The 23,413-nt window shown below is 65.3% G+C and carries 22 protein-coding genes; 1 reads left to right on the plus strand and 21 read right to left on the minus strand.

The genetic code is table 11. The features are described from left to right. Positions 1 to 9: 9 nt before the first annotated feature. From RhoFasB10_RS12040 to RhoFasB10_RS12085, 10 genes are all read right to left on the minus strand, one after another. Positions 10 to 1,056, minus strand: a complete 1,047-nt coding sequence (locus RhoFasB10_RS12040) for a lysophospholipid acyltransferase family protein (protein WP_068427420.1) — start codon at positions 1,054 to 1,056, stop codon at positions 10 to 12. After that, positions 1,053 to 2,162 (minus strand): NAD-dependent epimerase/dehydratase family protein, encoded by a 1,110-nt coding sequence (locus RhoFasB10_RS12045; RefSeq protein ID WP_068427485.1) that lies wholly within the window; start codon positions 2,160 to 2,162, stop codon positions 1,053 to 1,055. The genes RhoFasB10_RS12040 and RhoFasB10_RS12045 overlap by 4 nt, the downstream gene beginning before the upstream one ends. Before the next feature lie 210 nt (positions 2,163 to 2,372). Then, positions 2,373 to 2,474 (minus strand): AURKAIP1/COX24 domain-containing protein, encoded by a 102-nt coding sequence (locus tag RhoFasB10_RS12050; protein ID WP_003402602.1) that lies wholly within the window; start codon positions 2,472 to 2,474, stop codon positions 2,373 to 2,375. Positions 2,475 to 2,736: 262 nt separating this feature from the next. Continuing rightward, positions 2,737 to 2,973: a helix-turn-helix domain-containing protein gene (locus RhoFasB10_RS12055; RefSeq protein ID WP_068427418.1), complete on the minus strand. Its 237-nt coding sequence runs from the start codon at positions 2,971 to 2,973 to the stop codon at positions 2,737 to 2,739. A 127-nt stretch (positions 2,974 to 3,100) separates the two neighbouring features. After that, positions 3,101 to 3,916, minus strand: a complete 816-nt coding sequence (gene proC / locus RhoFasB10_RS12060; protein ID WP_068427415.1) for a pyrroline-5-carboxylate reductase — start codon at positions 3,914 to 3,916, stop codon at positions 3,101 to 3,103. Positions 3,917 to 4,076: 160 nt separating this feature from the next. Then, positions 4,077 to 4,907, minus strand: a complete 831-nt coding sequence (locus RhoFasB10_RS12065) for a thioesterase family protein (RefSeq protein ID WP_068427413.1) — start codon at positions 4,905 to 4,907, stop codon at positions 4,077 to 4,079. Next, positions 4,904 to 5,509 carry a MerR family transcriptional regulator gene (locus RhoFasB10_RS12070; RefSeq protein WP_167676593.1) on the minus strand — a complete coding sequence of 202 codons (606 nt, stop codon included), beginning with the start codon at positions 5,507 to 5,509 and terminating at the stop codon, positions 4,904 to 4,906. The genes RhoFasB10_RS12065 and RhoFasB10_RS12070 overlap by 4 nt, the downstream gene beginning before the upstream one ends. Positions 5,510 to 5,576: 67 nt before the next feature. Continuing rightward, the gene (locus tag RhoFasB10_RS12075) at positions 5,577 to 6,419 is read right to left on the minus strand and encodes a sugar phosphate isomerase/epimerase (protein ID WP_167676535.1); all 843 of its coding nucleotides are present in this window, start codon (positions 6,417 to 6,419) and stop codon (positions 5,577 to 5,579) included. Between the two features lie 9 nt (positions 6,420 to 6,428). Then, entirely contained in the window at positions 6,429 to 7,571 is a 1,143-nt protein-coding gene (locus RhoFasB10_RS12080) for a hypothetical protein (RefSeq protein WP_167676536.1), read from the minus strand. Then, a complete protein-coding gene (locus RhoFasB10_RS12085; RefSeq protein ID WP_068427406.1) occupies positions 7,568 to 8,521 on the minus strand; it encodes a Ppx/GppA phosphatase family protein in 954 nt (317 codons plus the stop codon). Before RhoFasB10_RS12085 ends, RhoFasB10_RS12080 begins: the two co-directional genes overlap by 4 nt. A gap of 33 nt (positions 8,522 to 8,554) precedes the next feature. Here RhoFasB10_RS12085 and RhoFasB10_RS12090 point away from each other — a divergent pair, with 33 nt between their 5' ends. Next, entirely contained in the window at positions 8,555 to 9,355 is an 801-nt protein-coding gene (locus RhoFasB10_RS12090; protein WP_068427404.1) for a hypothetical protein, read from the plus strand. A 64-nt stretch (positions 9,356 to 9,419) separates the two neighbouring features. Here RhoFasB10_RS12090 and RhoFasB10_RS12095 read toward each other — a convergent pair whose 3' ends face one another. The 11 genes from RhoFasB10_RS12095 to RhoFasB10_RS12145 form a co-directional block, all read right to left on the minus strand. Beyond that, entirely contained in the window at positions 9,420 to 10,445 is a 1,026-nt protein-coding gene (locus tag RhoFasB10_RS12095; RefSeq protein WP_068427403.1) for an NAD(P)-dependent alcohol dehydrogenase, read from the minus strand. Positions 10,446 to 10,578: 133 nt separating this feature from the next. Next, on the minus strand, positions 10,579 to 11,268 hold the full coding sequence (locus tag RhoFasB10_RS12100; protein WP_068427402.1) for a response regulator transcription factor: 690 nt from the start codon (positions 11,266 to 11,268) through the stop codon (positions 10,579 to 10,581). Then, the gene (locus RhoFasB10_RS12105; RefSeq protein WP_068427401.1) at positions 11,265 to 12,434 is read right to left on the minus strand and encodes an ATP-binding protein; all 1,170 of its coding nucleotides are present in this window, start codon (positions 12,432 to 12,434) and stop codon (positions 11,265 to 11,267) included. Before RhoFasB10_RS12105 ends, RhoFasB10_RS12100 begins: the two co-directional genes overlap by 4 nt. Before the next feature lie 136 nt (positions 12,435 to 12,570). Beyond that, positions 12,571 to 13,326, minus strand: a complete 756-nt coding sequence (locus RhoFasB10_RS12110; protein ID WP_167676537.1) for a phosphoglyceromutase — start codon at positions 13,324 to 13,326, stop codon at positions 12,571 to 12,573. A gap of 51 nt (positions 13,327 to 13,377) precedes the next feature. Further along, on the minus strand, positions 13,378 to 14,499 hold the full coding sequence (locus RhoFasB10_RS12115; RefSeq protein WP_167676594.1) for a low temperature requirement protein A: 1,122 nt from the start codon (positions 14,497 to 14,499) through the stop codon (positions 13,378 to 13,380). A 112-nt stretch (positions 14,500 to 14,611) separates the two neighbouring features. Then, positions 14,612 to 16,087, minus strand: coding sequence for a carboxylesterase family protein (locus RhoFasB10_RS12120; RefSeq protein WP_167676538.1), 1,476 nt, complete (start codon positions 16,085 to 16,087; stop codon positions 14,612 to 14,614). Positions 16,088 to 16,118: 31 nt separating this feature from the next. Then, complete coding sequence (locus RhoFasB10_RS12125) at positions 16,119 to 17,201, minus strand: HoxN/HupN/NixA family nickel/cobalt transporter (RefSeq protein ID WP_167676539.1); 1,083 nt, start codon at positions 17,199 to 17,201, stop codon at positions 16,119 to 16,121. Beyond that, positions 17,198 to 18,724, minus strand: coding sequence for a VWA domain-containing protein (locus RhoFasB10_RS12130; protein WP_068427395.1), 1,527 nt, complete (start codon positions 18,722 to 18,724; stop codon positions 17,198 to 17,200). Before RhoFasB10_RS12130 ends, RhoFasB10_RS12125 begins: the two co-directional genes overlap by 4 nt. 6 nt (positions 18,725 to 18,730) lie before the next feature. Beyond that, entirely contained in the window at positions 18,731 to 19,954 is a 1,224-nt protein-coding gene (locus tag RhoFasB10_RS12135) for a MoxR family ATPase (protein WP_346764382.1), read from the minus strand. A gap of 86 nt (positions 19,955 to 20,040) precedes the next feature. After that, entirely contained in the window at positions 20,041 to 21,333 is a 1,293-nt protein-coding gene (mdo, locus tag RhoFasB10_RS12140; protein WP_068427390.1) for an NDMA-dependent methanol dehydrogenase, read from the minus strand. A gap of 208 nt (positions 21,334 to 21,541) precedes the next feature. Beyond that, positions 21,542 to 23,131 (minus strand): AMP-binding protein, encoded by a 1,590-nt coding sequence (locus tag RhoFasB10_RS12145; RefSeq protein WP_167676541.1) that lies wholly within the window; start codon positions 23,129 to 23,131, stop codon positions 21,542 to 21,544. Positions 23,132 to 23,413 lie beyond the last annotated feature (282 nt).

The raw sequence follows: 23,413 nt of genomic DNA on the forward strand, positions 1-23,413 counted from the left end.
CACTACTGCTCAGCCCAAGAACACGTTTCTGCGCTTGGCGAGCAGCCGGTACAGGGTGTGCTGGATGGTCTCGCGCACGTGGTCGGTGAGCTCGAACAACACCATCGGATCTTCCGACGCCTGGGCGTCGTACGCGTCGGTCGGGATCGGCTTGCCGAACTCGATGTACCACTTCGACGGCAGCGGAATCAGCCCGAGCGGACCGAGGTGCGGGAAGAACGGCGTGACCGGGAAATACGGCATACCCATCAACCGCGCGAGCGGGGCGATGTCACCGATCTTGGGATAGATCTCCTCGGAGCCGACGATCGAGCACGGCACGATCGGAGCACCTGCACGTAGTGCGGCCGAGACGAATCCACCGCGCCCGAAGCGTTGCAGCTTGTATCGCTCGCTGAACGGCTTGCCGATTCCCTTGAAGCCCTCCGGGAACACCGCGGCGACCTCACCCATCCGCAGCAGTCGTTCCGCATCGGGATTGCACGCGAGCGTGTGGCCCGCCTTGCGCGCGATGGTCCCGACGCCCGGCATCTCGAATGCCATGTCCGCGGCCAACATTCGCAACGGGCGACGCTGCGGGTGATGGTCTCGGACGGCGACGGACGCCATGAGCGCGTCGATGGGAATGACACCGGCATGGTTGGCGACGACGAGCGCACCGCCGTCGTCGGGGATGTTCTCGATGCCCTTGATCTCGACGCGGAACCACTTGTCGAACAGCGGCCGCAGCAAGGGAAGCCAGACCGCGTCGGCGAAGTGCGGGTCGTATCCGAACTCGTCGACCGAGTACTCACCGGCCAGCCGTCGGCGGACGAACTCGGCGGTGCCCGCGATCTGCTCGACCAGTTTGTCCTTGACGGCGTCGACCGGCGACGGCTCCGGCGCCTCGGTGGGCATCGGCAGTGCCGTCGTCGGCGTGATCAGCGGGGTGGGCGGCGACGGCTCGGTGTACGACGACGGATGCCTGCTGCGGCCCTGATCGGCGTGGCCGGCGGGACGCACGGAACGCCCCGACCCACCGCCGTGCAGTGGAATCACTTTGGCCACGTCCGTCACCCTTCCCGTCCTGAATCCGTTGTGGCCAAAGCTCTCCGTGATACGTCTGCCCCCGTCTCGACAGCCGCGAGCAACCGTTTCTCCACCGTGTCGACCCAGTCGACTCCCAGTACGGGCCGTAGTGCGGCGCCCCGGACGAAGTCGTCGAACGCTTGAACCGTGGTCCACCGCGGCTCGAAACCGAGGTCCGACCGCATACGCGTCGTGTCGAGCCCACAGCCGAAGTGGAAATAGTCGAGTTGCTCGGTCGTGAACTCGCGCATCATCCCGCCCATCAGTGCGCGACCCACGCTCTTGAACAACGCGAACGGCACGGGCACTTCGATGCGTCCTGCGCGACGGATTGCCTGCGACAGCATGATCGTGCCGTCCGCGCCGACGTTGAAGGTGCCTGCGGGACCGCTGACCGTGGCCCGCTCGAGCGCCGCGAGCGCGTCTTCCTCGTGCAACAGCTGCATGCGCGCGTCGCGCCCGATGATGCTCGGAATGACGGGTGACGTCATGTATCGCGAGATGGTTCCGTTGAGCCTCGGCCCGATCAGCGGCGCCATCCGCAGGATCGACACGGCGATGTCGGGGCGACGACGACCCAGACCGCGGAGATAGCCCTCGATGTCGATCGTGTCGCGGGCGAACGCACCCTTCGGTGGGCGCCTGGCACTCATTTCCTCGGTGAACTTGGCCGGGTCCTTGGCGCTGCATCCGTACACGGACGACGACGACCGAAGCACGACCTTCTGCACCGTCGGCGACTTCTGACATACCGCGAACAACTGCATCGCGCCGATGACGTTGAGATCCTTCATCGTGGCGCGGCCGCCGGACTTGGGCGGCTTGGTGATGGTCGCCGCGTGCACGACGGTGTCGACGGACGCGTTGCGGATGACCTTTCCGATGAGCGGGTTACGGATGTCCGCACGAACGAATTCCGCCCGACCCATGCGTCGCAGCAGATCCTTGCTCGGTGACCGGGCGTCGACGGCGATGACTCGTTCGATCGACGGATTCTGCGCGAGACGCGTGACGAGATATCCACCCAGGAACCGGCTCGCCCCCGTGACGAGAGCCACTTTCGGCGCTGCCACGCCGCGGTCGATCGAGTTCACCGACACCCCCGTCCCTGGCCGCAGTCTGCCCTACGCGGGTCCTCCCGCAGGCTCCACTCTCAGCAGCCTACTGGAATACCGAGAAGATGCGAGCGCTCACGAAAAGGCACCCTGTGCAGGAAGAATGTATGTGCGGACAACCTGACCGCAGAGCTTCTGCGAAAACAAAAGAGCCCGTCACCGGACGGTGACGGGCTCTTCGGCGAAGCTTTACTTACCGAGTTTCCTGCGCTGCACTCGGGTACGACGAAGCAGCTTGCGGTGCTTCTTCTTCGACATGCGCTTGCGACGCTTCTTGATCACTGAACCCATGGCGGGTATCCCTCACGTTCTTCTCTTGCGTTTCGCGCACGCGAAGTTGCGTACGCCTACCTGGCGCCTCGAACTCCCCCGGCACCCTGTCTGACACGACAAGTTGCCGGCGAAGCCGTCGATTCACCGAGCTGGCGCTCGGGCCTCGTTGTTCGCGGCCCGTTGCAACGGCAGCGACTGGCACGACGGATGTCGATCTTACCGGTGGATCCATCGATCCACGAAACCGGCCCGACTTCCGCCCGTAAGCCGCTGTTCTCCGTCAGCCCGCGTCGAAGTACGACGTCTCGAGGTAGTCGTGTACCGCCTTCGCGTGAACACGGAACGACCGACCTACTCGAACTGCAGGCAGTTCTCCGCTGTGCACCAGCCGGTACACAGTCATCTTGGACACCCTCATCAGCGTCGCCACCTCGGCGACCGTGAGGAATTGCGTTCCAGCTACGGCTGGCTGACCATCCGAGGACGAAACCTTGGACGGCTTGTTTGCAGGCGCCATCAATCCACATACCTCCGGCACGTCTCGCGCGGCAGGCTTCCCCTCCTGCCGAACAGACACGCACGTGCTACCCGTGAGCTTAACGTGACTCGTGGGGTTACTGCGACGGGTGTCGGTAAGAGAATTTCTATTCGGGTGTGATGCCCATCTCAGTGGCCCGGTCGTTCGCAGCGCCCAGAGCATCGAAAAACGCAGCTCGGAGGCCACCTTGCTCCAATTTTCGGACTGCAGCAGCCGTCGTGCCACCGGGCGAAGTGACGGCATATCGAAGTTCTGTCGGCGTTTCGTCCGAACGATCGAGCATTGCCGCCGATCCGACCATCGTCTGAACCACCAGCGCCGACGCGACGTCGCGCGTCAGCCCGAGACCGACACCGGCGTCGATCATGGCTTCGGCGACCAGGAAGAAATAGGCCGGCCCCGAGCCGGACACCGCGGTGACGGCGTCGAGCTGGTTCTCCTTGACGGTGACGACCTTGCCCACGGACGACAGAATGCCGCGGACGAGTTCCAGATGCTCGGCCTTCGCGTAGCGCCCGGGTGCCAGGACGCTGACGCCCTCGCCGACGAGCATCGGCGTGTTCGGCATGACACGGATGACGGGGAAACCGGCAGGGAGCTTCGGCTCGAACTTGACGGTCGGAACACCGGCGATCAGCGACACGATCAGCTGCTCACGTTCGCCGTCCAGGTCGGTCTTCGCGATCTCGGTGACGACGGCCTCGGCGTCGCCCGGCTTGACGGCCAGCACGATCACGTCGGCGTTCTCCGACGCCTCGGAGATGGTGGTCGTCAGGATTCCGTACGTCGACGCCAGCTCTGCGGCCCGCGCCTCGAACTTCTCGGCCACCACCAGGTCACGAACCGCGTGACCCGATTCGAGGAGACCCGCGATCAGCGCCTCGCCGATCCGGCCACCTCCGATTACTGCAATTCTCGTCATGGCCGTAAGCCTGCCACGATGTGGCTGCGCCACCCGTGCGTGGGTAGTTGGTCTCTGTTCCGACTATCCGCGCACGGCGGGAGTGGAGCCTGCAGGAACGACCCGATTTCGGCGGGAGTGGAGCCTGCAGGAACGACCCGATTTCGGCGCCGAAGGCGCCCTATCGCGGGACCATCGCCAGCTGCCTGCTCTGCACGACGACGGCGCCCGTCGAATCCAGGACGAGGTGATCTTCCTCGAACCACGTCCCGCCGATGACCGTGCTGCTCGCGGCCACTCGCAGCCACCCGGGCGCGGGAGATCGCCGCAGATAGGCCGTCAGCTGAACCGTCGGCGCCCATCCGAACATGCCGCGGTTCATCGTGACCGGTGCGCAGATGTCGCCCGTCATGAGCGCGAACAGCACCGCTGTGTCGACGTCTGCCTCGTCGTCGGGACGCGGACGTACCCACATCCGGACCTCCGGCTCGCCTTGCTGGCCTGTCAAGAAATGGGCGGACGACGGATCGATCCGCATCTCGCAGCCCTGCGCGAGGTGCACGATCGACGCCATCGGATGGTCACCACCGATCGCCTGGGTCTCGGCAGGCGGCTCCGCGGGCATCGACGCGAGCGACGACGCCACCTCGTGGCGCGGCGCGTCGGTGTCCGGACGTCCCAGCGTGACGACGGCCCGGACGGCGACGCGTCCGCCCTGGCTCAGCTCGACGTCGACGTGGCTGACCTGCTTGCCGCGCTTGCGGACGATCGTCGCCAGGTCGACGCCACCCGGATCGGGCGCGTTCAGATAGCTGGCGCTGACCGCGAGCGGCTGTAGGTCGTCGTCGGCGAGTTGGGCCTTGGCTGCGGCGGCGCAGGTGGCGAGCAACGTACCGCCGTGCACTTTGGGACCGATCGTCCAGGTGGAGTCGATCACCGCGGCGAACGTGCCCTCGGTGTCGCCGAGGTCGATCGTCGTGACCGTCGTTGCGGTTCGGAACGGGCTGGTCATTGTTCTGGCCTTTCGAGTGCCGAGGCGATGTCGTGATGGGCGAGGCGCCGCAGCGCCGTGATGACGGGTTCGTAGACGGCCGTTCCGATCACCGCGTATTCGACGGCGGCTTCCACGGAGTCCGGCATGAGCGAGAGGTCGTAGTCGGCGATACCGCGGATATGGCGTCCGTACACCTCGAGACGCTCGTCGGTCATCGCAATGCCGACTTCCTCGGCCGCCCGGAGCGCCCGTTCGAGCTGGGCGACCGCGACGAATCTGGGGTCGTAGACCTGTCCCAGCTTCTCCAACGCCGCCTTCGCTCGTGGGTAGTCGGGGACGTCGACGTCGTAGGGCGGCAGTTCGGCGATTGCGCGTCCCAACGTCTCGAACAGAGACGCCTTCGGGTGCTCGATCAGGCGCAGCACTGTCCCGATTCGATCGATCGAGAGTCCGGCGCCGGCCAGCGCCTTGATCAACGCGAGCCGCTCCACGTGCTCGTCGCCGTACGTCGACTGCGTGGCACTCGTCGACTTCCCCGGCATCAGCAGGCCTTCGCGAAGGTAGTACTTCACCGTGGCCAGCGGGACACCCGAGGTGGCCACCAGCTCCGACACGCGCACGAGAACCCTTCCCACCAGTTGGATACTTGAACTATCCAACGACCCTAACGCATGGCCTCCGGATCGATCAGCGCAGGTGACGGCGCGCGAAGGCCAGGGCCTGGCCGAGCATCGACGACCGTTCCTGCAGCGTCCTCGCGTTCTGGGTGTTGATCTCGACGACGGCCTGACCGCGGAAGCCGCGTCGCATCAGCTCGGTACACACCTCGACGCACGGCTGCTCACCGTGCCCCGGAATCAGATGTTCGTCGATCGACGCACCACGCCCGTCGGCCAGATGCAGATGCGCGAGGCCGACGCCCATGCGGTTCATGAGGTCGACCGCGTCGGCGCCCGCGGTCGCGGTGTGCGACAGATCGAGCGTGTAGTGGGCGTGACCGGAATCGGTCGGATCGTACGACGGGGCGAACGCCGACAACGCCGCGCCGGGCCCGCCACGTTTCCGCAGCCGAGCCGCCGATCCTTCCTTGCGGCCGAAGAAGCGGTCGGCACGCATCGGGAACATGTTCTCGACCGCCACGATGACGTCGGAACCCATCTCGAGATCCGCGACCTGGTCGGAGAAGCCGTCGGCGTAGCGCTTCTGCCATCGGAACGGCGGGTGCACGACGACGGTGGCAGCGCCCAACTTCTCTGCCGCCTGCACCGATCGCTCGAGCTTCGCCACCGGATCCGAGCCCCACACGCGCTGCGAGATCAGCAGGCAGGGCGCATGAATCGCCTGCACGGGCACCCCGTACTTCCGCGACAACGCGGCGACGCCTTCGACGTCCTGGCTGATCGACTCGGCCCACACCATCAGCTCGATGCCGTCGTAGCCGAGTTCGGCGGCGAACCGGAACGCAGCCTCGGTGTTCTGCGGATACACCGAAGCGGTGGACAGTCCGACGGCAACCTCAGGCGCGCTCATGACGCCTTGTCAGCCGGTACTCAGTTGGAACGCGAGCGGCCCGAGCGTCACGAACACCCCGACCGCGATTGCGATGACCATGCTGATCATGTCGTCCGTCCGTCGCAGAATGCGCACGACGGCGACCAGTCCGACGATCACCAGCACCGCCAGGATCAGTGCGACCCACGGAAGCATGTCCCACAGCTTCTCGAAGCCCTTGAACAGCAGCGCGCCGACGACGATCGCGACGACACCCTGACCCGCGAGAACGAGCCACTGCTTGGCGGCGTCCTTCTTGGCCGGGGTCGTGGGGACGTCGGAGTCGCCGGAATCGTCCGTGACCGCATCGGTGATCTCGGTGGCCGCGTCGTCGGAATCGGAGGTGCGCGAGGGCTTCTTCTCGAGCTGCGGCTTCTCGTCCTTGTCGACGTCGTCCTTGTCGACGTCGTCCGCGGGACGCTCGACCGCAGGCATCGCGCGAGTGACCGGCTTCGCCGTCGTCGACGTGGTGTCGGCCTTCGCCTCGGGCGTCGAAGCGACCTCGGGCTTCGGCGCGACAGCGGGCTTCGGCGCGACAGCGGGCTTCGGCGCGACGACGGGCTTCTGCGCGACGGCCGGTTTCGGCCGGGCCTGGGTTTCCGACGTCCCGTCGGTCCTGGCCGTGACGTCGGTCTTGGGCTCGGCGTCACGCTCGGATCGATCGGATCGGTTGCGCTGGACGAACCCAGTGGACCGCGAGCGCGACGTGATCGGAACCGGTCGCTGAGACGGGACGGACCCGTACGGCCGTCGCTCGTTCTCGTCGTGCGCCTTGTTCATCAGGTCGCCTGCGGCGGTGGTCGAACCGGACAGCAGTTCCGGCTCGGGCTGCGCGCGCTTGGGTTCGGACGGCTTGGACTCGGCAGGCTTGAACTGAGCCGCCTTGGAGACTGCCGGCGTCGGCTTCGGGGCCGCCTCGGGCTCCGGCGTGATGACGGGGGCCTCACCCGCGGTCGGTTCGTCGCGGACGACGGGGATCTCGCCGGTGAGTTCGGCGACCGAGATGCCGCCCTTCACACCGCGCCGACGTCGGCCGCCCGTGCTGAAGTTGCCCTTCTGCCCGTTACGCGCGAGGAGTTCGGCGACGGAAATCTGCCCGGTGTCCTCCGGGTTCGTGTTGTTCTCGGTCACGTCGTGCTCACCACCAGATCGCCGTCCGTTTCGGTGTCCAGCTTCCGCAAAATCAAACCTTCCCTGAGCGCCCACGGACAGATCTCGATCGTATCGATCGACAAAGCCCGCATGCCCGCCTCTGCTACGAGCGCCCCGGCCACCAATTGCGGTGAGCGGTCGGCGCTGACTCCTTCCAATTCTGCACGGTCCGCCGCGGTCATCCGCGATATGAACGCTATGAGTTGCCTGAGACCGTTCGCCGTCAACGTCCGCGGCACCCGCGGGCCTGCCGCCGACGGTGCCGCACCCGTCAACCGCGCGAGCGAACGGAAGGTCTTCGACGTCGCGACCACGCGGTCGGGCTCGCCTGCGCCGAGCAGCTCCTTGGCCGGTGTCGCGAGTTCCGCGTCGAGCCAGTCACGCAGAACGGCGACGCGCCGCTTGCCGGGCGGGTCGGCGACGAGCCAATCTCTTGTCAGACGGCCTGCACCGAGCGGCAGCGAGAACGCGACGTCCGGATCCTCGTCGCTCCCCGACGTCAGTTCGAGCGAGCCGCCACCGATGTCGATGTTCAGAATGCGTCCTGCGCTCCACCCGAACCAGCGTCGAACCGCGAGGAACGTGAGACGAGCCTCGTCGACGCCGGACAGCGTCTGCAGATCGACGCCCGTCTCGTTCTTCACGCGGGCGAGGACGACGTCGCAGTTGTGTGCGTCGCGGACCGCGGAGGTGGCGAACGCCATCAACTCTTCGCACCCGGACTTCTCGGCGATCGCTGCGAAGTCGCCTACCTCGTTCACCAGGCGTTCTGCACCGGCCGCGGTGATGTTGCCGTCGGCGTCGGTGTTCTCCGAGAGTCGGAGCGTCGCCTTCGACGAACTCATCGGAGTGGGGTGCCCACCACGATGTGCATCCACCACCAGTAGATGCACGGTGTTGCTTCCGACGTCGAGCACCCCTAATCGCACACAACCACGGTACTGGGTCTAGCGTCGTCACTTGTGACAGCAGGTAGCAAGCAGCCGACCTTTGCTGCAGAAGTCGATCTGGATTTTCCCCGCGAGTGGGTGGAATTCCCCGACCCGGACAACTCCGAACACATCATCGCGGCGGACCTGACGTGGCTGCTGTCGAACTGGACTTGCGTGTTCGGCACACCCGCCTGCCAGGGAACCGTCGCGGGCCGCCCCGACGACGGATGCTGTTCGCACGGCGCGTTCCTGTCCGACGACGACGACAAGAAGAAGCTGGACGAGTCGGTGAAGTTGCTCACCGCCGAGGACTGGCAGTTCATGGAGAAGGGCCTGGGCAAGAAGGGCTACGTCGAGTACGACGACCTGAACGACGAGGAATCGCTGCGCACCCGGCGCTACAAGGGCGCGTGCATCTTCCAGAACCGGCCGGGATTCGCCGGTGGAATCGGCTGCGCGCTGCACTCGATGGCGTTGAGGAAGGGCATCGAGCCGCTGACGGTGAAGCCCGACGTCTGCTGGCAGCTCCCCATCCGTCGCACCCAGGACTGGGAAACGCGTCCCGACGGCACCGAGATCCTGAAGACGACGATCGGCGAGTACGACCGTCGCGGCTGGGGCGAGGGTGGACACGACCTGGCGTGGTACTGCTCCGGCTCCCCCGACGCGCACGTCGGCAGCAAGCAGGTGTTCGAGTCGTACGAGCCCGAGCTGACCGAACTGCTCGGTAAGGCGGCGTACGACGAGTTGGCGTCGCTGTGCAGGCGTCGTCGCGGACTCGGGCTCATCGCCGTGCACCCGGCGACGCGTGAGGCGCAGCGGACGAAGTAGGGGCCTTCGGCCCACGTGCGCGAAAATACATAGCGGGCTATACATTCCCACGCACGTAGGGCTGTCAGGGCACGATCACCGCGCGGCCACGGATCCTGCCCGCGTGCAGGTTCTCGTACGCCTGCGGTGCCTCGTCGAGCGAGTACTTCTCGACGTGGATCTGGATCGCACCGCGCTTGGCGAGCTCGACCACCTCGATGAGCTCTGCCCGCGAACCCCAGTTGATGGCTCGGCCGGTGACGTCGAGCGGAACCGTGCGCTGTCCGATCTTCACCGCACCACTCGCGACACCGATCACGACGACGTGTCCGGCCATCGCGACCATTCCTGCCGCGAGGTCGGCCGTCGGCTGAATGCCGACGAAGTCGAACACGACGTCCGCGCCGAGTCCGCGAGTGATGTCCTTGACCGAGTCGGCCGCTGCGGGCTCGGACTTGAACGTGTGGTCGGCTCCGACCTTCTTCGCGAATTCGAGCTGCTCGTCACCGAGATCCAGCGCGACGACGGTCGCCTGCGTCAGGGCCTTCAGAATCTGGATCGCGACGTGCCCGAGACCACCCGCACCGATGACGACGGCCGTCGTTCCCGGCGTCAGCTTCGGCAGCACCGACTTGACTGCGCGGTAGGGCGTCAGGCCCGCGTCGGTCAGGGACACGCTGGTGACAGGGTCGAGGTCACCCAGCGGGACGAGGTGGCGGGCGTCGTCGACGATCATGTACTCGGCCATGCCACCGTCGCTGAAGATGCCGGGCGCGCGCATCCCCTTCTCGCAGTTCATCTCGTTGCCCTGTGCGCACTGGTAGCAGCGGCCACATCCCCACGGCCCGTAGACCAGCACCGACTCGCCGACCTCGACGCCGGTGACGCCGTCACCCACTGCCTCGACGACGCCTGCAACCTCGTGGCCGAGCGTCAGCGGCAGGGGCTTGAAGTAGTACTCCTCCTCGGAGACACCCATGATGAACTCGTCCGAGTGGCAAGCGCCCGCGGCCGTGACGCGGAGCAGAATCTCCGACGCCGACGGGGTGGGCGTGTCGATCTCGACGAGTTCGGGGCGGGATCCGATGGTGCGGTACTGCAGGGCTTTCATGGCAACGCTTCTTCCGTAGTATTCGTCGATTGCAATACTTGAATCTTAAACCTTACGGAAGGGCGACTCGGTCCCCAGGTGCACGAAAATACATAGCCCTCTATGCATTTTCGTGCACGTGCGCCGAAGGCGCCTACCCCTCGAGCTTGTAGCCCAGACCGCGGACCGTGACGAGATGCTCGGGCTTGGCCGGATCCGATTCGATCTTCGATCGCAGACGCTTGACGTGCACGTCGAGGGTCTTGGTGTCGCCGACGTAGTCCGCGCCCCACACCCGATCGATCAACTGGCCACGCGTCAGTACGCGGCCGGAGTTACGCAACAGGTACTCCAGCAGGTCGAATTCCTTCAGCGGCAACGTGATCTGCTCGTTGTCGACCATCACCACATGCCGTTCGACGTCCATGCGCACCGGACCTGCTTCGAGCACGCCGGTGTCGGCCGCGCCGTCGATGTCGGCGTCACTGCCGCGTCGCAGTACGGCACGAATCCGCGCGATCAGCTCGCGAGCCGAATACGGCTTGGTGACGTAGTCGTCGGCGCCGAGTTCGAGACCGACGACCTTGTCGATTTCGCTGTCCCGCGCCGTCACCATGATCACCGGAACACCCGACCGTGCACGCAGCTGCTTGCACACGTCGGTACCGCTCATACCGGGAAGCATGAGGTCGAGCAGAACGATGTCGGCGCCCGCACGATCGAATTCCGCGAGAGCCGAGGGTCCGTCACCGGCGACCGTCGCCTCGAAACCCTCCTTACGGAGCAGAAAGGCCAAAGGATCGGCCAACGATTCCTCGTCCTCGACGATCAGCACGTTGGTCACTGTTTCTCTCTTTCCGTCGACCCGGGGTCGTCTTCCTCGAAATAGGCGGGGATCTGAAGGGTGAAAGTCGATCCGGTGCCGAGCTTGCTCCACAGCGAGATGCTCCCGTTGTGGTTGGCTGCGACGTGTTTGGCGATGGCCAGGCCGAGGCCCGTCCCGCCGGTTGCCCGCGAACGCGCTTTGTCGACGCGGAAGAATCGTTCGAAGACCCGTTCCTGGTCTTCCTTAGCGATGCCGATGCCGCGGTCGGTGACAGCGAAGGCGACGGACTGGCCGCGTAGCGCGCGGCTGACCGACACCGGCGAGCCGTCGGGCGAGTAGGCGATGGCGTTCTGGATGAGATTGGCGAGGGCCGTCACCAGCAGCGCCTGATCGCCCAGCACCTCGAGGCCGCTGGGGTGGTCGGTCGTGACGGTGATGCCGGCGTTCTCGGCGGCAAGCTTGGACCGGTCGAGCGCGGCGGCCACGACGCTGTCGACGTCGACGACCTCGAGGTCCGGCAGCTTCTCCGCCCCTTGCAGCCGGGACAGCGCGATCAACTCGGTCACCATGTTGCCGAGCCGCTTCGATTCGGCGACGACCTTTCCACCGAAGTGGCGTACCGAGTCCGGGTCGTCGGCGGATTCGAGAAGCGCCTCGGCGAGCAGACTCATCGCGCCGACGGGCGTCTTCAGTTCGTGGCTGACGTTCGCGACGAAGTCCCGACGCGTCGCCTCCATCCGGACCTGCTCGGAATCGTCGTCGGCGAACAGGACGACGAAGCGACTGTCTTCTTTGCTGAGGAGACGTGCGACGGCTTTGACGGCGATCCTGTCGCGTCCGGTGCGTGGATTTTTGGCGGTCAGATCGATCTCGACGGACTGTCCGTCTTCGAGAACTTTCTGCGCCGCCTCCCATGCCCGATCGTCGATGAGGCGATTACGCACGAGGCCCAACTCCTCGGCCCGCGGATTGAACAGGACTACGTCGTGGAACTTGTCGACGACCGCGATCCCGCTCTCCGACGCCAACACGATCAGGTCCAGAACCTGGGACATCGTCAAGCCCGACGACGCTCGTCGCCGCTCCGAATGTCGTGTGTTGATGTACGGGATGAGAACACCGCCGACGAGGTATCCACCGAACGCTGCAGACAATGCCAGCAGGACGGCCGATGCAACACTCACACCGGAATCGTACGTTCGATGGACAGCTCACATACGCAGGGTGCAGGCATTTCCTGGTCGTCACAGCCCTCGTCGACGATGTTCTTCGTTCGTTCACCTACTGTTCCGGAGAAACGGACTCCCGGAGCGGATCCTGCTACTTGGCGCCCTGGTTCGCGACGGCGGCAGCGCCGGCGGCTGCGGCCTCGGGGTCGAGGTAGGTGCCACCCGGGTTCGACGGCACGAGCTTGCCGTCGCCGCCCTCGAAGTCGTACTGCAGCGGGATGCCCGTCGGAATGTTCAGCGCGGCGATATCGGCGTCGGAGATCTCGTCGAGGTACTTCACGAGTGCGCGAAGCGAGTTGCCGTGAGCGGCGACGAGGACGTTCTTGCCCGCGCGCAGCTCGGCGACGATGGTCTCCTCGAAGTACGGAATGAGCCGGTCGACGACGTCCTTCAGGCATTCCGTCAGTGGGACGCTGTCCAGATCGGAGTATCGGACGTCGGCATCCTGGCTGTACTCGCTGCCTGCCTCGATCGGCGGCGGAGGGGTGTCGTAGCTACGACGCCACAGCATGAACTGCTCGTCGCCGTACTTGTCCTTGGTCTCGGCCTTGTTCAGGCCCTGCAGAGCGCCGTAGTGCCGTTCGTTGAGTCGCCAATCGCGGACGACGGGGATCCAGTGGCGATCGGCCGCGTCGAGCGCGATGTTCGCCGTGCTGATCGCCCGGCGCAGCAGTGACGTGTACAGCACGTCGGGAAGCACGCCGGATTCTGCGAGCAGTTCGCCTGCGCGCTTGCCCTCGGCCTCGCCCTTCTCCGTCAGGCGGACATCGACCCACCCGGTGAACTGGTTGGATGCGTTCCATTCACTCTCGCCGTGGCGGAGCAGAATCAAGGTTCCGATACTCATGCGGCCAGTTTCTCACGCGGGCGCCCAGCTCTCTCGGTCGCCGATCCACGTTCAGGCGTCGACAGGCTTTCGCGCTACCAGCACAGCCACCATCACCACCATGACCACGGCCGTCAGGGTGATGGGAATCGGAATGACCGGGTCGAGAAGCACCAGCACAGCGCCCACCGGCACGACTGTATTGACGACGCGATCCGCGTTGTTCCTGATGGCCAGGAACCAGACGCCGAGCACGAAGACGGCGATCGGCACCGTGACGGTGAACGACGCGGCGACGTCGTTCAATTCGCTGTGGTGCGTCAGCACGTCGATCTCGACCTCGATGCCTGCGGAGAACGCACCGGCCGCCGCGAACACGAAGTAGTGCACGTAGCCGTACTTCAACGAGGAGCCGATGCCGCGGATCGCCCGGTGATGAGGCGGCCAGAAGTAGATCCACCACAGCGAGGCCGTGACGACGAGTGTCAGTACCGCGATCGAGATGAGCGGAGCGAGTGCGGTCTCGTCGTGCAGCGCCTCGATGATGGCGTTGGCAGACGCGAGCAGGCTCTCACCGAGCAGGATCAGGGTGAACAATCCGTAGCGTTCGGTGATGTGGTGCGGATGCCACGGCGTCGAACCGTTTCTTTCGGCGACGACGGGAATCGACACCTCGACGGCGGCGAGCGCGACGAAACAGACGATCTGCCATGGCCCTCCGGGCACGAACAGCCACAGGATCCACAGGATCTGGACGCCGCCGATGCCGAACGCGTAGGTCAGCGCAGTGGTCTTGTGATCGGGTGACCTCGACGCCCGAAGCCACTGCGCGATCATCGCGATGCGCATGACCACGTAGCCGAAGACAAGCACCGCGTAGTTCTCGTCCGTGAACGCCGGCTCGATACCTGCCGCCAGCACGAGCACGCCCGCCATCTGCACAACCGTCATCGCTCGGTAGAGCCAGTCGTCGGTGTCGAACGACGTCGCGAACCAGGTGAAGTTCATCCACGCCCACCAGATGGCGAAGAACACCATCAGGTAGCTGACGAGCCCCTGCGCGATGTGATCCTCGGTCAGCGCATGATGCAGCTGGACCGAGGCGATACTGACCGCCACGACGAACACGAGGTCGAAGAACAGCTCCAACGAACTCGCGGCGCGATGCGGCTCCTGCGGATCCCTCGCGCGCATCGGCACGAGGCGAAACGACGTGGTCGGTAGGTTCACGGGTAGGACGATAGGCGACGTCGCCGCACGTGCGTGGCAATGTGTAGCGGGCTGTACATTCCCACGCACGGACGCGTCAGCGCACTCCCGCCCAGACCTCGCGCGTCGAAGGACGCGGATCGTCGACGACCGACGACTGTTCGCCGAACATCATGACCGAGCGGTCGTCGCCGTAGCGGACCCATCCGGGGTCACCGTCGCGCACGAAGTCGACCCAGGCCCGGTGCATCTCGTCCGCAAGTTTCTGCGGAGGGTTCGCGCCGGTGATGCGCGCGGTCTCGGGCTTGCCCAGCACGTCGAACACGAACGGGATCTCGAGCGCGTGGCAGGCGCCGAGATTTCCGTCGAACAACGTTGAGCGCCAAGCGAATTCGTAGACGAACGCCCGCCCGCCCCGCGATTCGACGACGCGAAGCGCCGGGATCCGAAAGAACCAGTCCGTCATCACTGCGATCAGCAGCTCGCCGGGAGAGGCGTCGGGTAGCTGCGCGCGGTAGGCGTCGACCGCGGTGTCGATGTCGACGCCGTACGCGCCGAGCAGCAGCCGAATCCGGTCTTCGTTCACGTAGCCGGTCACACCTGCGGGCACGAGGAAGAACGCGAACTCCTCACTGGTGGTCCCGATCAGAATTTCGACGTCCACGCCCGCACCCCCGGCGATGCGCGCATACGGCAACTCCGGCACCACGTCACCGTCGATGTACGGCTCGAACGGCATGACGTTGAACGCGAGTTCGCCCCACGCACCCGTCGGCGCCTCGGCCGAGATTCGATCGCCGAGTTCTCGCTGCGCGTCCACGAACTGCTCGACCGGGACGGACGCCAGTCCCTCTACCGTCGGCTCCACTCCGACGGCCTGAGCCAGTGCTTCCGCCACCTTGGACGCCGTCGGCTCCGAGATCACGTGGTGTCCGGCACCGCTCTGCAGGATTGCGCGCTGGAACAGCCCTTCCGCACGCGGCATCGACACCAGCGTCCCGACGCTCATGGCCCCGGCCGACTCGCCGGCGACCGTCACCCTCCCCGGATCACCTCCGAACGCCGAAATGTTGTCGCGTACCCATTCGAGCGCCGCAACCTGATCCAGCAGACCCCGGTTCGCGGGCGCGCCCTCGATGCGTGCGAACCCGTCGGCGCCGAGTCGGTAGTTGATCGCCACCGCGACGACGCCGTCGCGGGCGAACGCCGAACCGTCGTAGATCGGCACGGCGTTGCTGCCGTTGACGAACGCGCCGCCGTGGATCCAGACGAACACCGGCAGGCCGGACTCCTCGGTGCCCGGCGTCCAGACGTTCAGGTTGAGGCACTCGTCGCCAGGCACGACCGGCTCGACGAGGATGTCGCTGGTCGGCGGCCGGTAGCCGATCTTGGGTGCGGTGGCGCCGAGCGTCGTCGCGTCGCGCACGCCCTCCCACGTCGGAGGGGCCGTCGGCGCCGCGAAGCGCAGCGGCCCGAACGGTGCTTCCGCGTACGGAATTCCGAGGAACGAGGTGACCGCTCCGTCACGCAGTCCGCGCAACCGGCCCTGAGCTATGTCGAGAGTGACGTCCATGAACCTTTACTACCCGATTCAGGGTCCCGCACTACTCGATTCTCGCGACCTTGTAGTAGACCAATGCACCGATCCACACGGCGAAGAACGTGCCGACGACGAACTGCCCGGCGAGATTCAGATCGATCGACGCGATGAAATCCCACGGCTGCCCGGTCAGCCCGAGTTCGTCGCCGAGCAGAGACAGCAGCTGCACCGACCCGATGACGACGGCGACGAAGATCGACAGCGACGTCATCGTGATGTTGTAGTAGATCTTTCGGATCGGGGTGACGAACGCCCAGCCGTACGCCTTGGACATGAAGATTCCGTCGATGGTGTCCATCGTCGTCATGCCTGCGGCGAAGATGATGGGCAACGCGATGATCGCGAGCGGCGGCAACCCTCCTGCCATCGCCGTCGTGCCGGCGACGGCGAGAAGCCCGACCTGGGTGGCCGTGTCGAATCCGAGCCCGAACAGCAGGCCGAGCGGGTACATCTGCCAGGAGTCCTTGATGAACCGGTCGTAGCGTCCGCGGAAGATTCGGTTCAGCAGCCCACGTTTCGCGAGCAACTCGTCGAGGTGTTCCTCCGAGTACTCCCCTGCCCTCGCCCGTCGCCATACCCGCACGATCCCGGCGAGGACGGCGAAGTTGAGCACCGCGATCAGGAACAGGAATCCGCCCGACACGAGCGTGCCGATGATGCCTCCGACGCCCGCGAACGCATCTTGGAACGCAGTGGCTTTCGCGGCCACGACGGCGATCGCTGCGACGAACACGAACACGACCGTCGAATGTCCGAGAGAGAAGAACAGCCCGACGGCCAATGGCCGCTTGCCTTTCTGCAACAGGAATCGCGTCGTGTCGTCGATCGCCGCGATGTGGTCGGCATCGAATGCGTGACGCATCCCGAGTGTGTAGGCGAGCACTCCGGCACCTGCGTAGACGAGAGTGCCGTCGGCGCCGGTCAATTCGTGAATACGTGGGATGGCGTTGTAGTGCGCGAACAATCCCCATCCCACGACGTGCAGACCGGCGATGAACACGAACATCCCGACCAGGCGCGGAATCTCGTCGCGCGTGAAGCGACTACGCCGGTCCGATGTGGCCGCGGGCCTGTCCAGAGTCGTCATCGTCCCACCTGTTCCGTCGCGAGCGCGTCGGCGGTGCTCGTCAGTCCCGTCAGGTCCCGTACGACGCGCACCCGCTGGCAATGTTCGGCATAGAGCGGCAAGTCACACGAGCCGAGCCCCCACGAGTACCGCGGTTCGGGTGTCAGCCAGATCGTTTCCCGTGCGCGACGCGTGATCTCGGCGAACGCCTCGACATTGGGATCGAGACCGTTCGATCGTCCGTCCGCCAGAACCACCACGGTCGTACGACGACTCACCGCGTTGCCGTGCTCGTCGAGGAACTGCCCGAACGCGTTTCCGTGATCGGAGTTGCCGTCGACGTCGAGCACGTCACCGCCGAACACCAACCCCAACGCATGTTCGACGCTGTGGTCGGCGAACAGATCGGTGATCTCCACCAGTTCGGAGACGAATGCGAAGGTTCGCACCTGACTGACCAAGTCCTGCAGGCCATGTACGAGATGAAGGGTGAACCGGGCGGTGGCGCGGACCGACAGGCTGACGTCGGTCAGCAGCAACAGCCGTGGTTTGTCCTCGCTACGCTGCACGGTCACGGGCCGGAACGGGACACCGTCGTACCGCATGTTTCGACGCATCGTCCGGCCCGAGTCGACGCGTCCGCGCGCGCCTGCTTTTCGGCGATGTGTCAGCGCACCGTGCAGCGATTGGGTCAGCCTCCGCAGCGATTCCTCCAGTTCGGCCCGCTCGTGCTCGCCGACGTGATCGACCTTCGCGACGCGGTCCTCACGGCCCTCGACGACGGTGTTCTCCAGTGCCAGAAGCGATTCCAGATGATGCTTGAGCGCAGCAGGCAGGTTGGCCAAGACACCCGCGAGACGTTCACGCAGCGCCGTCGCTTCGTCGAGCACGTCACCTTGCACGTCGTCGGGTAGGTCGTCGAGCCAGCCGAACAGTGCATCCTCCTCCGCGACCGACAGATCCGCGTCGACCTTGGTGCCGGTCGACGTCGAGATCTTGCCGGGTACGCCTGCACCCTTCAGGTGATCCGTCTCGATCTGGATGCGTTCGCCCTGACCGAGATTGTCGGTCGAATCCTTGCTGAACACGATCTCGTCGGTCATCGCGGCGAGGTCGATCTTGTTCGCCTCCTGATGCAGGTTGTACTGCGTCGCGAGGTCGTCCGGATCGAAGAACTCGCGGATGTCCGACGGCGCCCCGTGCTCGTGCCCCTGCTCGGGGAGGTTGCCGGGCTCCTCACTGAGAGTGAAGGATTCGAGCAGTCCGTCGTCGGACAGGTCGTCGTGACCGTGTCCGTGTCCGCGCTGACCGTCGTCCTTCTGCACCTTCACCAGCGCGAAGAACAGGTCGAAGACCTCCTCGAACACCGGGTCCGAGTCGCGATCCTTGACCAGTGCGACGCGCAGCGCCTCGCGCAGAAGCCGACGATCGGCGAGCAATCCCGGCTGCGCAGCTGCTTCCATCGCGTCGAGCATCTCGGGCACCGAGATTCTCATGCCGCGCAGCCGGAGCAACCGCACGAAGCGGTGCAGACTCTGCTCCACGGTGACTCAGGCCTTCCGGTTCTTCTTGCTGCCGAACCCGTTCGCGAACGAGCGGCTGCCCTGCGTCTTCGGCACGTCCTTGGCCGGCGACGGCGTCGATGCCGTCGAGCCTCCGTAGTAGTTGCCGTGGCGGCCGGGCTCGTTCTTCGACGCGCGGATCGCACGACCGTCGGGACCCGAATCATCGTCCTCCACGACGGACAAGGGCTCCTCGTGACCATGCCCATGGCCGTGCCCATGACCGTGACCGTGACCATGGCCGTGATCGAGATCGATGACGGCGTTCGGATCGACGAGACGCGGAATCGCAGCGGTCGCCTTGCGCACGTCCTTGTCGTACTTGACGACGACCGACACCGTGTCGTTCAGCAGCTTGGCGGTCAGCTCGCTCGCCCCGAGGACCGCGAGAGTCCTTGCCCAGTCCACGGTTTCGGAGATACTGGGCGACTTGCGCAGTTCCAGGTCACGCAATCCACGCACGACGTCGACCAACTGGCCGGCGAGGGCACCCGACAAACCGGTGTCCTTCGACACCACGATCTCGAGTTCGCGCTCGGCCGACGGGTAGTCGAGGAAGCTGTGCAGGCAACGACGTTTCAGAGCCGCCGAGAGATCGCGGGTGTTGTTCGACGTCAGAATCATGTACGGGGCAACCGTCGCGGTGAACGTGCCGAGCTCGGGAACCGAGATCTGGTTCTCCGCAAGCAATTCCAGCAGAACCGCTTCGAGCGCCTCGTCGGCACGATCGACCTCGTCGATCAGCAGGACGACGGGTTCCTCGGAACGGATGGCCTCCAGCAGCGGGCGAGGCGCCAGGAAGCGCTCGGAGAAGAACACACTGTCCTGCGCGGCAATGCGATCGACTGCTTCACCCAAAGTTTCGGTGTCGGCGACGAGCTGGCCGATCTTCTCCTTGAGCACCTGGGTGTACAGCAGCTGCTTGCCGTAGTCCCACTCGTAGAGCGCTTTGGTCTCGTCCTGGCCCTCGTAGCACTGCAACCGCAGCAGTCGACGCCCGGTCACCGCGGCGAGAGTCTTTGCCAGCTCGGTCTTTCCGACGCCGGCAGGCCCTTCCAACAGCACGGGCTTGTCGAGCCTGGTCTGCAGGAACACCGTCGTCGCAAGGCGTTCGTCGGCGATGTAGCCTGCGTCGCCGAATCGGCTGACGACGTCGGCGACGGAGTCGAAATCTGGCCCTGCCGAAGCATCGATGGGCGTCGGGACTGACACGGTGCGTTCCTTCCGAGAAGAGTGTCCGACCCGCTCCCGCCCGCAGCAAGGGGTTCCGCGGGCGGGAGCGAGGATCGAGGGAGAGATCAGCCGATCAGGTCGTCCAGATCTCCATGCACGGAGTGCTCGACGACGGGGCGGACCGTCTCGAACGTGCATTCCTTCAAGTTGCCCGGGGTGCAGGCGTCACCGAGGACGTGGTGGGTGATCCGGTCGATGTCCTTGTCGTCACCGACGATCTTCGGCGAGTTCTCGTAGTACTTCGTTGGGCCCTGGCCGAGACGGTTCTTGCTGTAGCTGTTCTGGTCGACGTCGGCGAACTTCTCCGGAATGCCGACGTCGCGCAGCAACTGGATCGCTGCTTCGAGCGCGGCGTGCGATGCACGCTGGTCGGACATGCCGTGGGTGTCGATGCCCATGGCGACGGCGATGTCGGCGAACTTGCGGTAGTCGGCCGTCATGTTGAACGCCCACACTCGCGGCAGCGCGATGGCGTTGTTCAGTCCGTGGTGCGTGTCGTAGAACGCGCTGACGGCGTGGCTGATCGAGTGGATGATGCCGAGGCCGCCGGAGTTGAACGCCTGGGCTGCGATGTACTGCGCGTACATCATGCCCTCGCGGCCCGGCAGGTCCTCACCGTTCCACGTCGCCGCGCGGAGATTGGCCACCGTCATCCGAATGGCATGCAGCGCATTGCCTTTCGACGGCTCGAAGTTCAGGCGCGAGACGTACGGCTCGCTCGCGTGTGCGAGAACGTCGAAGCCACACTGTGCGGTGTAGTCGGTCGGGCAGCTGTAGTACAGGACCGGATCGTCGATCGCGAGCGTTGTCACGGACGCGTCGTCGAAGGCGACGTACTTGTGCGGGTTGTCGGGGTCGGTCGTCGTATCGGTGATGACGTACGCCCACGACGTCTCGGAACCTGTTCCTGCCGTGGTGGATACGGCGATGTGCGGCGGGTTCTTCGGGTTCTCGCTCTTGTTGAAGCCCTCGAACTCGTTGACGCTACGTCCGTCGTGTGCGACGGAGATGCGAGCGCCCTTGCACGCGTCGTGCGCGGAGCCGCCACCGATGGACACGAAACTGTCGCACTTGTTCTCGGTGTACATCGCCACGGCGTCCATGACGTTGTAGTCCTTGGGGTTGGACTCCACCTTGTCGTACACGACGACCTCGAGGCCGTGGTAGCGCATCGACTCGACGATGTTGTGCACGATGTCGGTTCCGCGCAGGCCGGACGTCATCACGAGGGTCTTCTTGAATCCGAGCTTGAGTGCCTCGGGACCGATCATCTCGTGCGCGCCGGGGCCCATCATGGCGCGTGGGAACGGGTGGAACTCCTTGATGGGGAACGGCTTGAGTAGGTCGTCGACCTGCATGGAAGGATCCTCTCCGCGAAACGGAAAACGTCTGATGGTCTCGCAACGCGGTTCGAGCCACGGTGCTGAGAACGACGCTAAATCCGACAGTGCAGAGGTGTCAGTCACTTTCCGGCGAGACTGTTCCGTAAGTCACGAGAAGGCCCCTATGAGACAGGAAGGCCGCCTACCCGATCGGGTAGGCGGCCTGACGAGAGCTCGACCGGTCCTATTTCGTGGTCTCGGCGGCCCGCAGATCCTTACGGAGGATCTTGCCTGCAGCCGACTTCGGGACGATGTCGATGAACTCGACCTTGCGGACCTTCTTGTGCGGCGACACGCGCTCGGCGACGAACGCGATGACCGCGTCCTCGTCGATCGTCGCGTCGGCCTGGCGTACGACGAACGCCTTCGGAACCTCTTCGCCCTCCTCGTCGAGGACACCGATGACCGCAGCGTCGGCGATCTCCGGATGCGTCAACAGCAGAGCCTCCAGCTCGGCCGGCGGCACCTGGTAGCCCTTGTACTTGATGAGCTCCTTGAGCCGGTCGACGATGTAGACGACGCCTTCGGCGTCGACGACGGCGATGTCACCGGTGTGCAGGAAGCCCTCGTCGTCGAGGGTGTCGGCGGTGGCGGTGGGGTTGTTGAGGTAGCCGGCCATGACGTTCGGGCCCTGCACCCACAGCTCACCCGGCTTGGACAGCCCTTCGGACGGAAGATCCACTTCCTCGCCCGTCTCCGGGTCGACGAGCTTGTTGACGGTGTTCGCGAGCGGCAGTCCCACCGAGCTGAGCGCCATGTCGTCGCGGTCGAACGGGATGGCGTGGCTGACGGGGCTGAGCTCGCTCATGCCGTAGCCCTGACGCACGCGCGTGTCCAGACGCTTCGCGACGGCCTTGCCCAGTTCCTCGTCGAGCGGCGCGGCACCGGAGAAGATGGTGTGCACGCTCGACAGGTCGTACTGATCGACGAGCGGGTGCTTGGCCAGCGCGACCGCGACGGGCGGGGCGATGAACAGGTAGGTCAGCTTGTGCTCCTGGATGAGCTTCAAGAACTCGACGAGGTCGAACTTGGGCATCGTCACCAGGTGCGCGCGCAGCTTCAGCGCGATGTTGAGCAGCACGGTGAGGCCGTAGATGTGGAAGAACGGCAGCAGCGCCAGGATCGCGTCGTTCGTGTCGATGCCGACGCGCGGCTCCATCTGAGCGACGTTGGCGACGAGGTTGCGGTGCGTCAGGATGACGCCCTTCGGCACGCCCGTGGTGCCGGACGAGTACGGCAGTACCGCCACCTGCGTCGCCGGGTCGAAGGAGACCTCCGGGGCGGGAGCGCCTTCGGCGAGCAGGTCGCGCAGGCTCGGGTGCCCTTCGGCGCCGTCGAGCACGATGACGTGGTCGTCGGGGATGCCGACCTTCTCGGCTGCCGCCTTCGCCTGCGGGTACAGCGGCGAGACCGTGAACAGGAACTTGGCACCCGATCCGGTGAGCTGCTTCGCGATGTCCTCTGCCGTGTACAGAGCGTTGATGGTGGTGGCGGTGCCACCCGCGCGCAAAATGCCGTGCAGCACCGACGCGAACGCGGGGACGTTCGGCGAGTGCAGGCCGACGACGTCACCCAGTCCGAGGCCGCGTGCCGCGAGGGCGCCGGCGATGCCGTCGATCTGCCCGATCAGAGCGCGGTACGTGGTGACGGCTCCCGACGACCCGTCGATCAATGCAGGCTTCTCGAGATCGTCGTCCGAGATGGACCCGAACAGGTAGTCGTAGACGCTCAGATTCGGAATCTCGACATCGGGAAAGGGGCTCTTGAAGCTCATGACTCTCCTTCGAAACGTGCATCGGCAACTTGTCAGAACACTACAGTGAAAGCCGTCACAACGGACATGAGCCCTACTGGGGAGTCAGGTTCGGATCTCCTGTCGACCATTGCGCACGGCCCGGCGATGTGGCAGCCAGTCGCGATGCAGGTCGGACCGCATCGACTGTCTGGCAGGCTGCCAGGTTTCCCACGCTTCCTGGCAGCTCGGTTCGGGAATGCTCACGAACCCCGGGAATCGCTTGAAATACCCGGCGCCGCAGCTAGTTTCGTTCTGGTCAGA

Origin of the sequence: Rhodococcus sp. B10 (assembly GCF_011770055.1) — a bacterium.
Classification (GTDB): Bacteria; Actinomycetota; Actinomycetes; order Mycobacteriales; family Mycobacteriaceae; genus Rhodococcoides; species Rhodococcoides kyotonensis_B.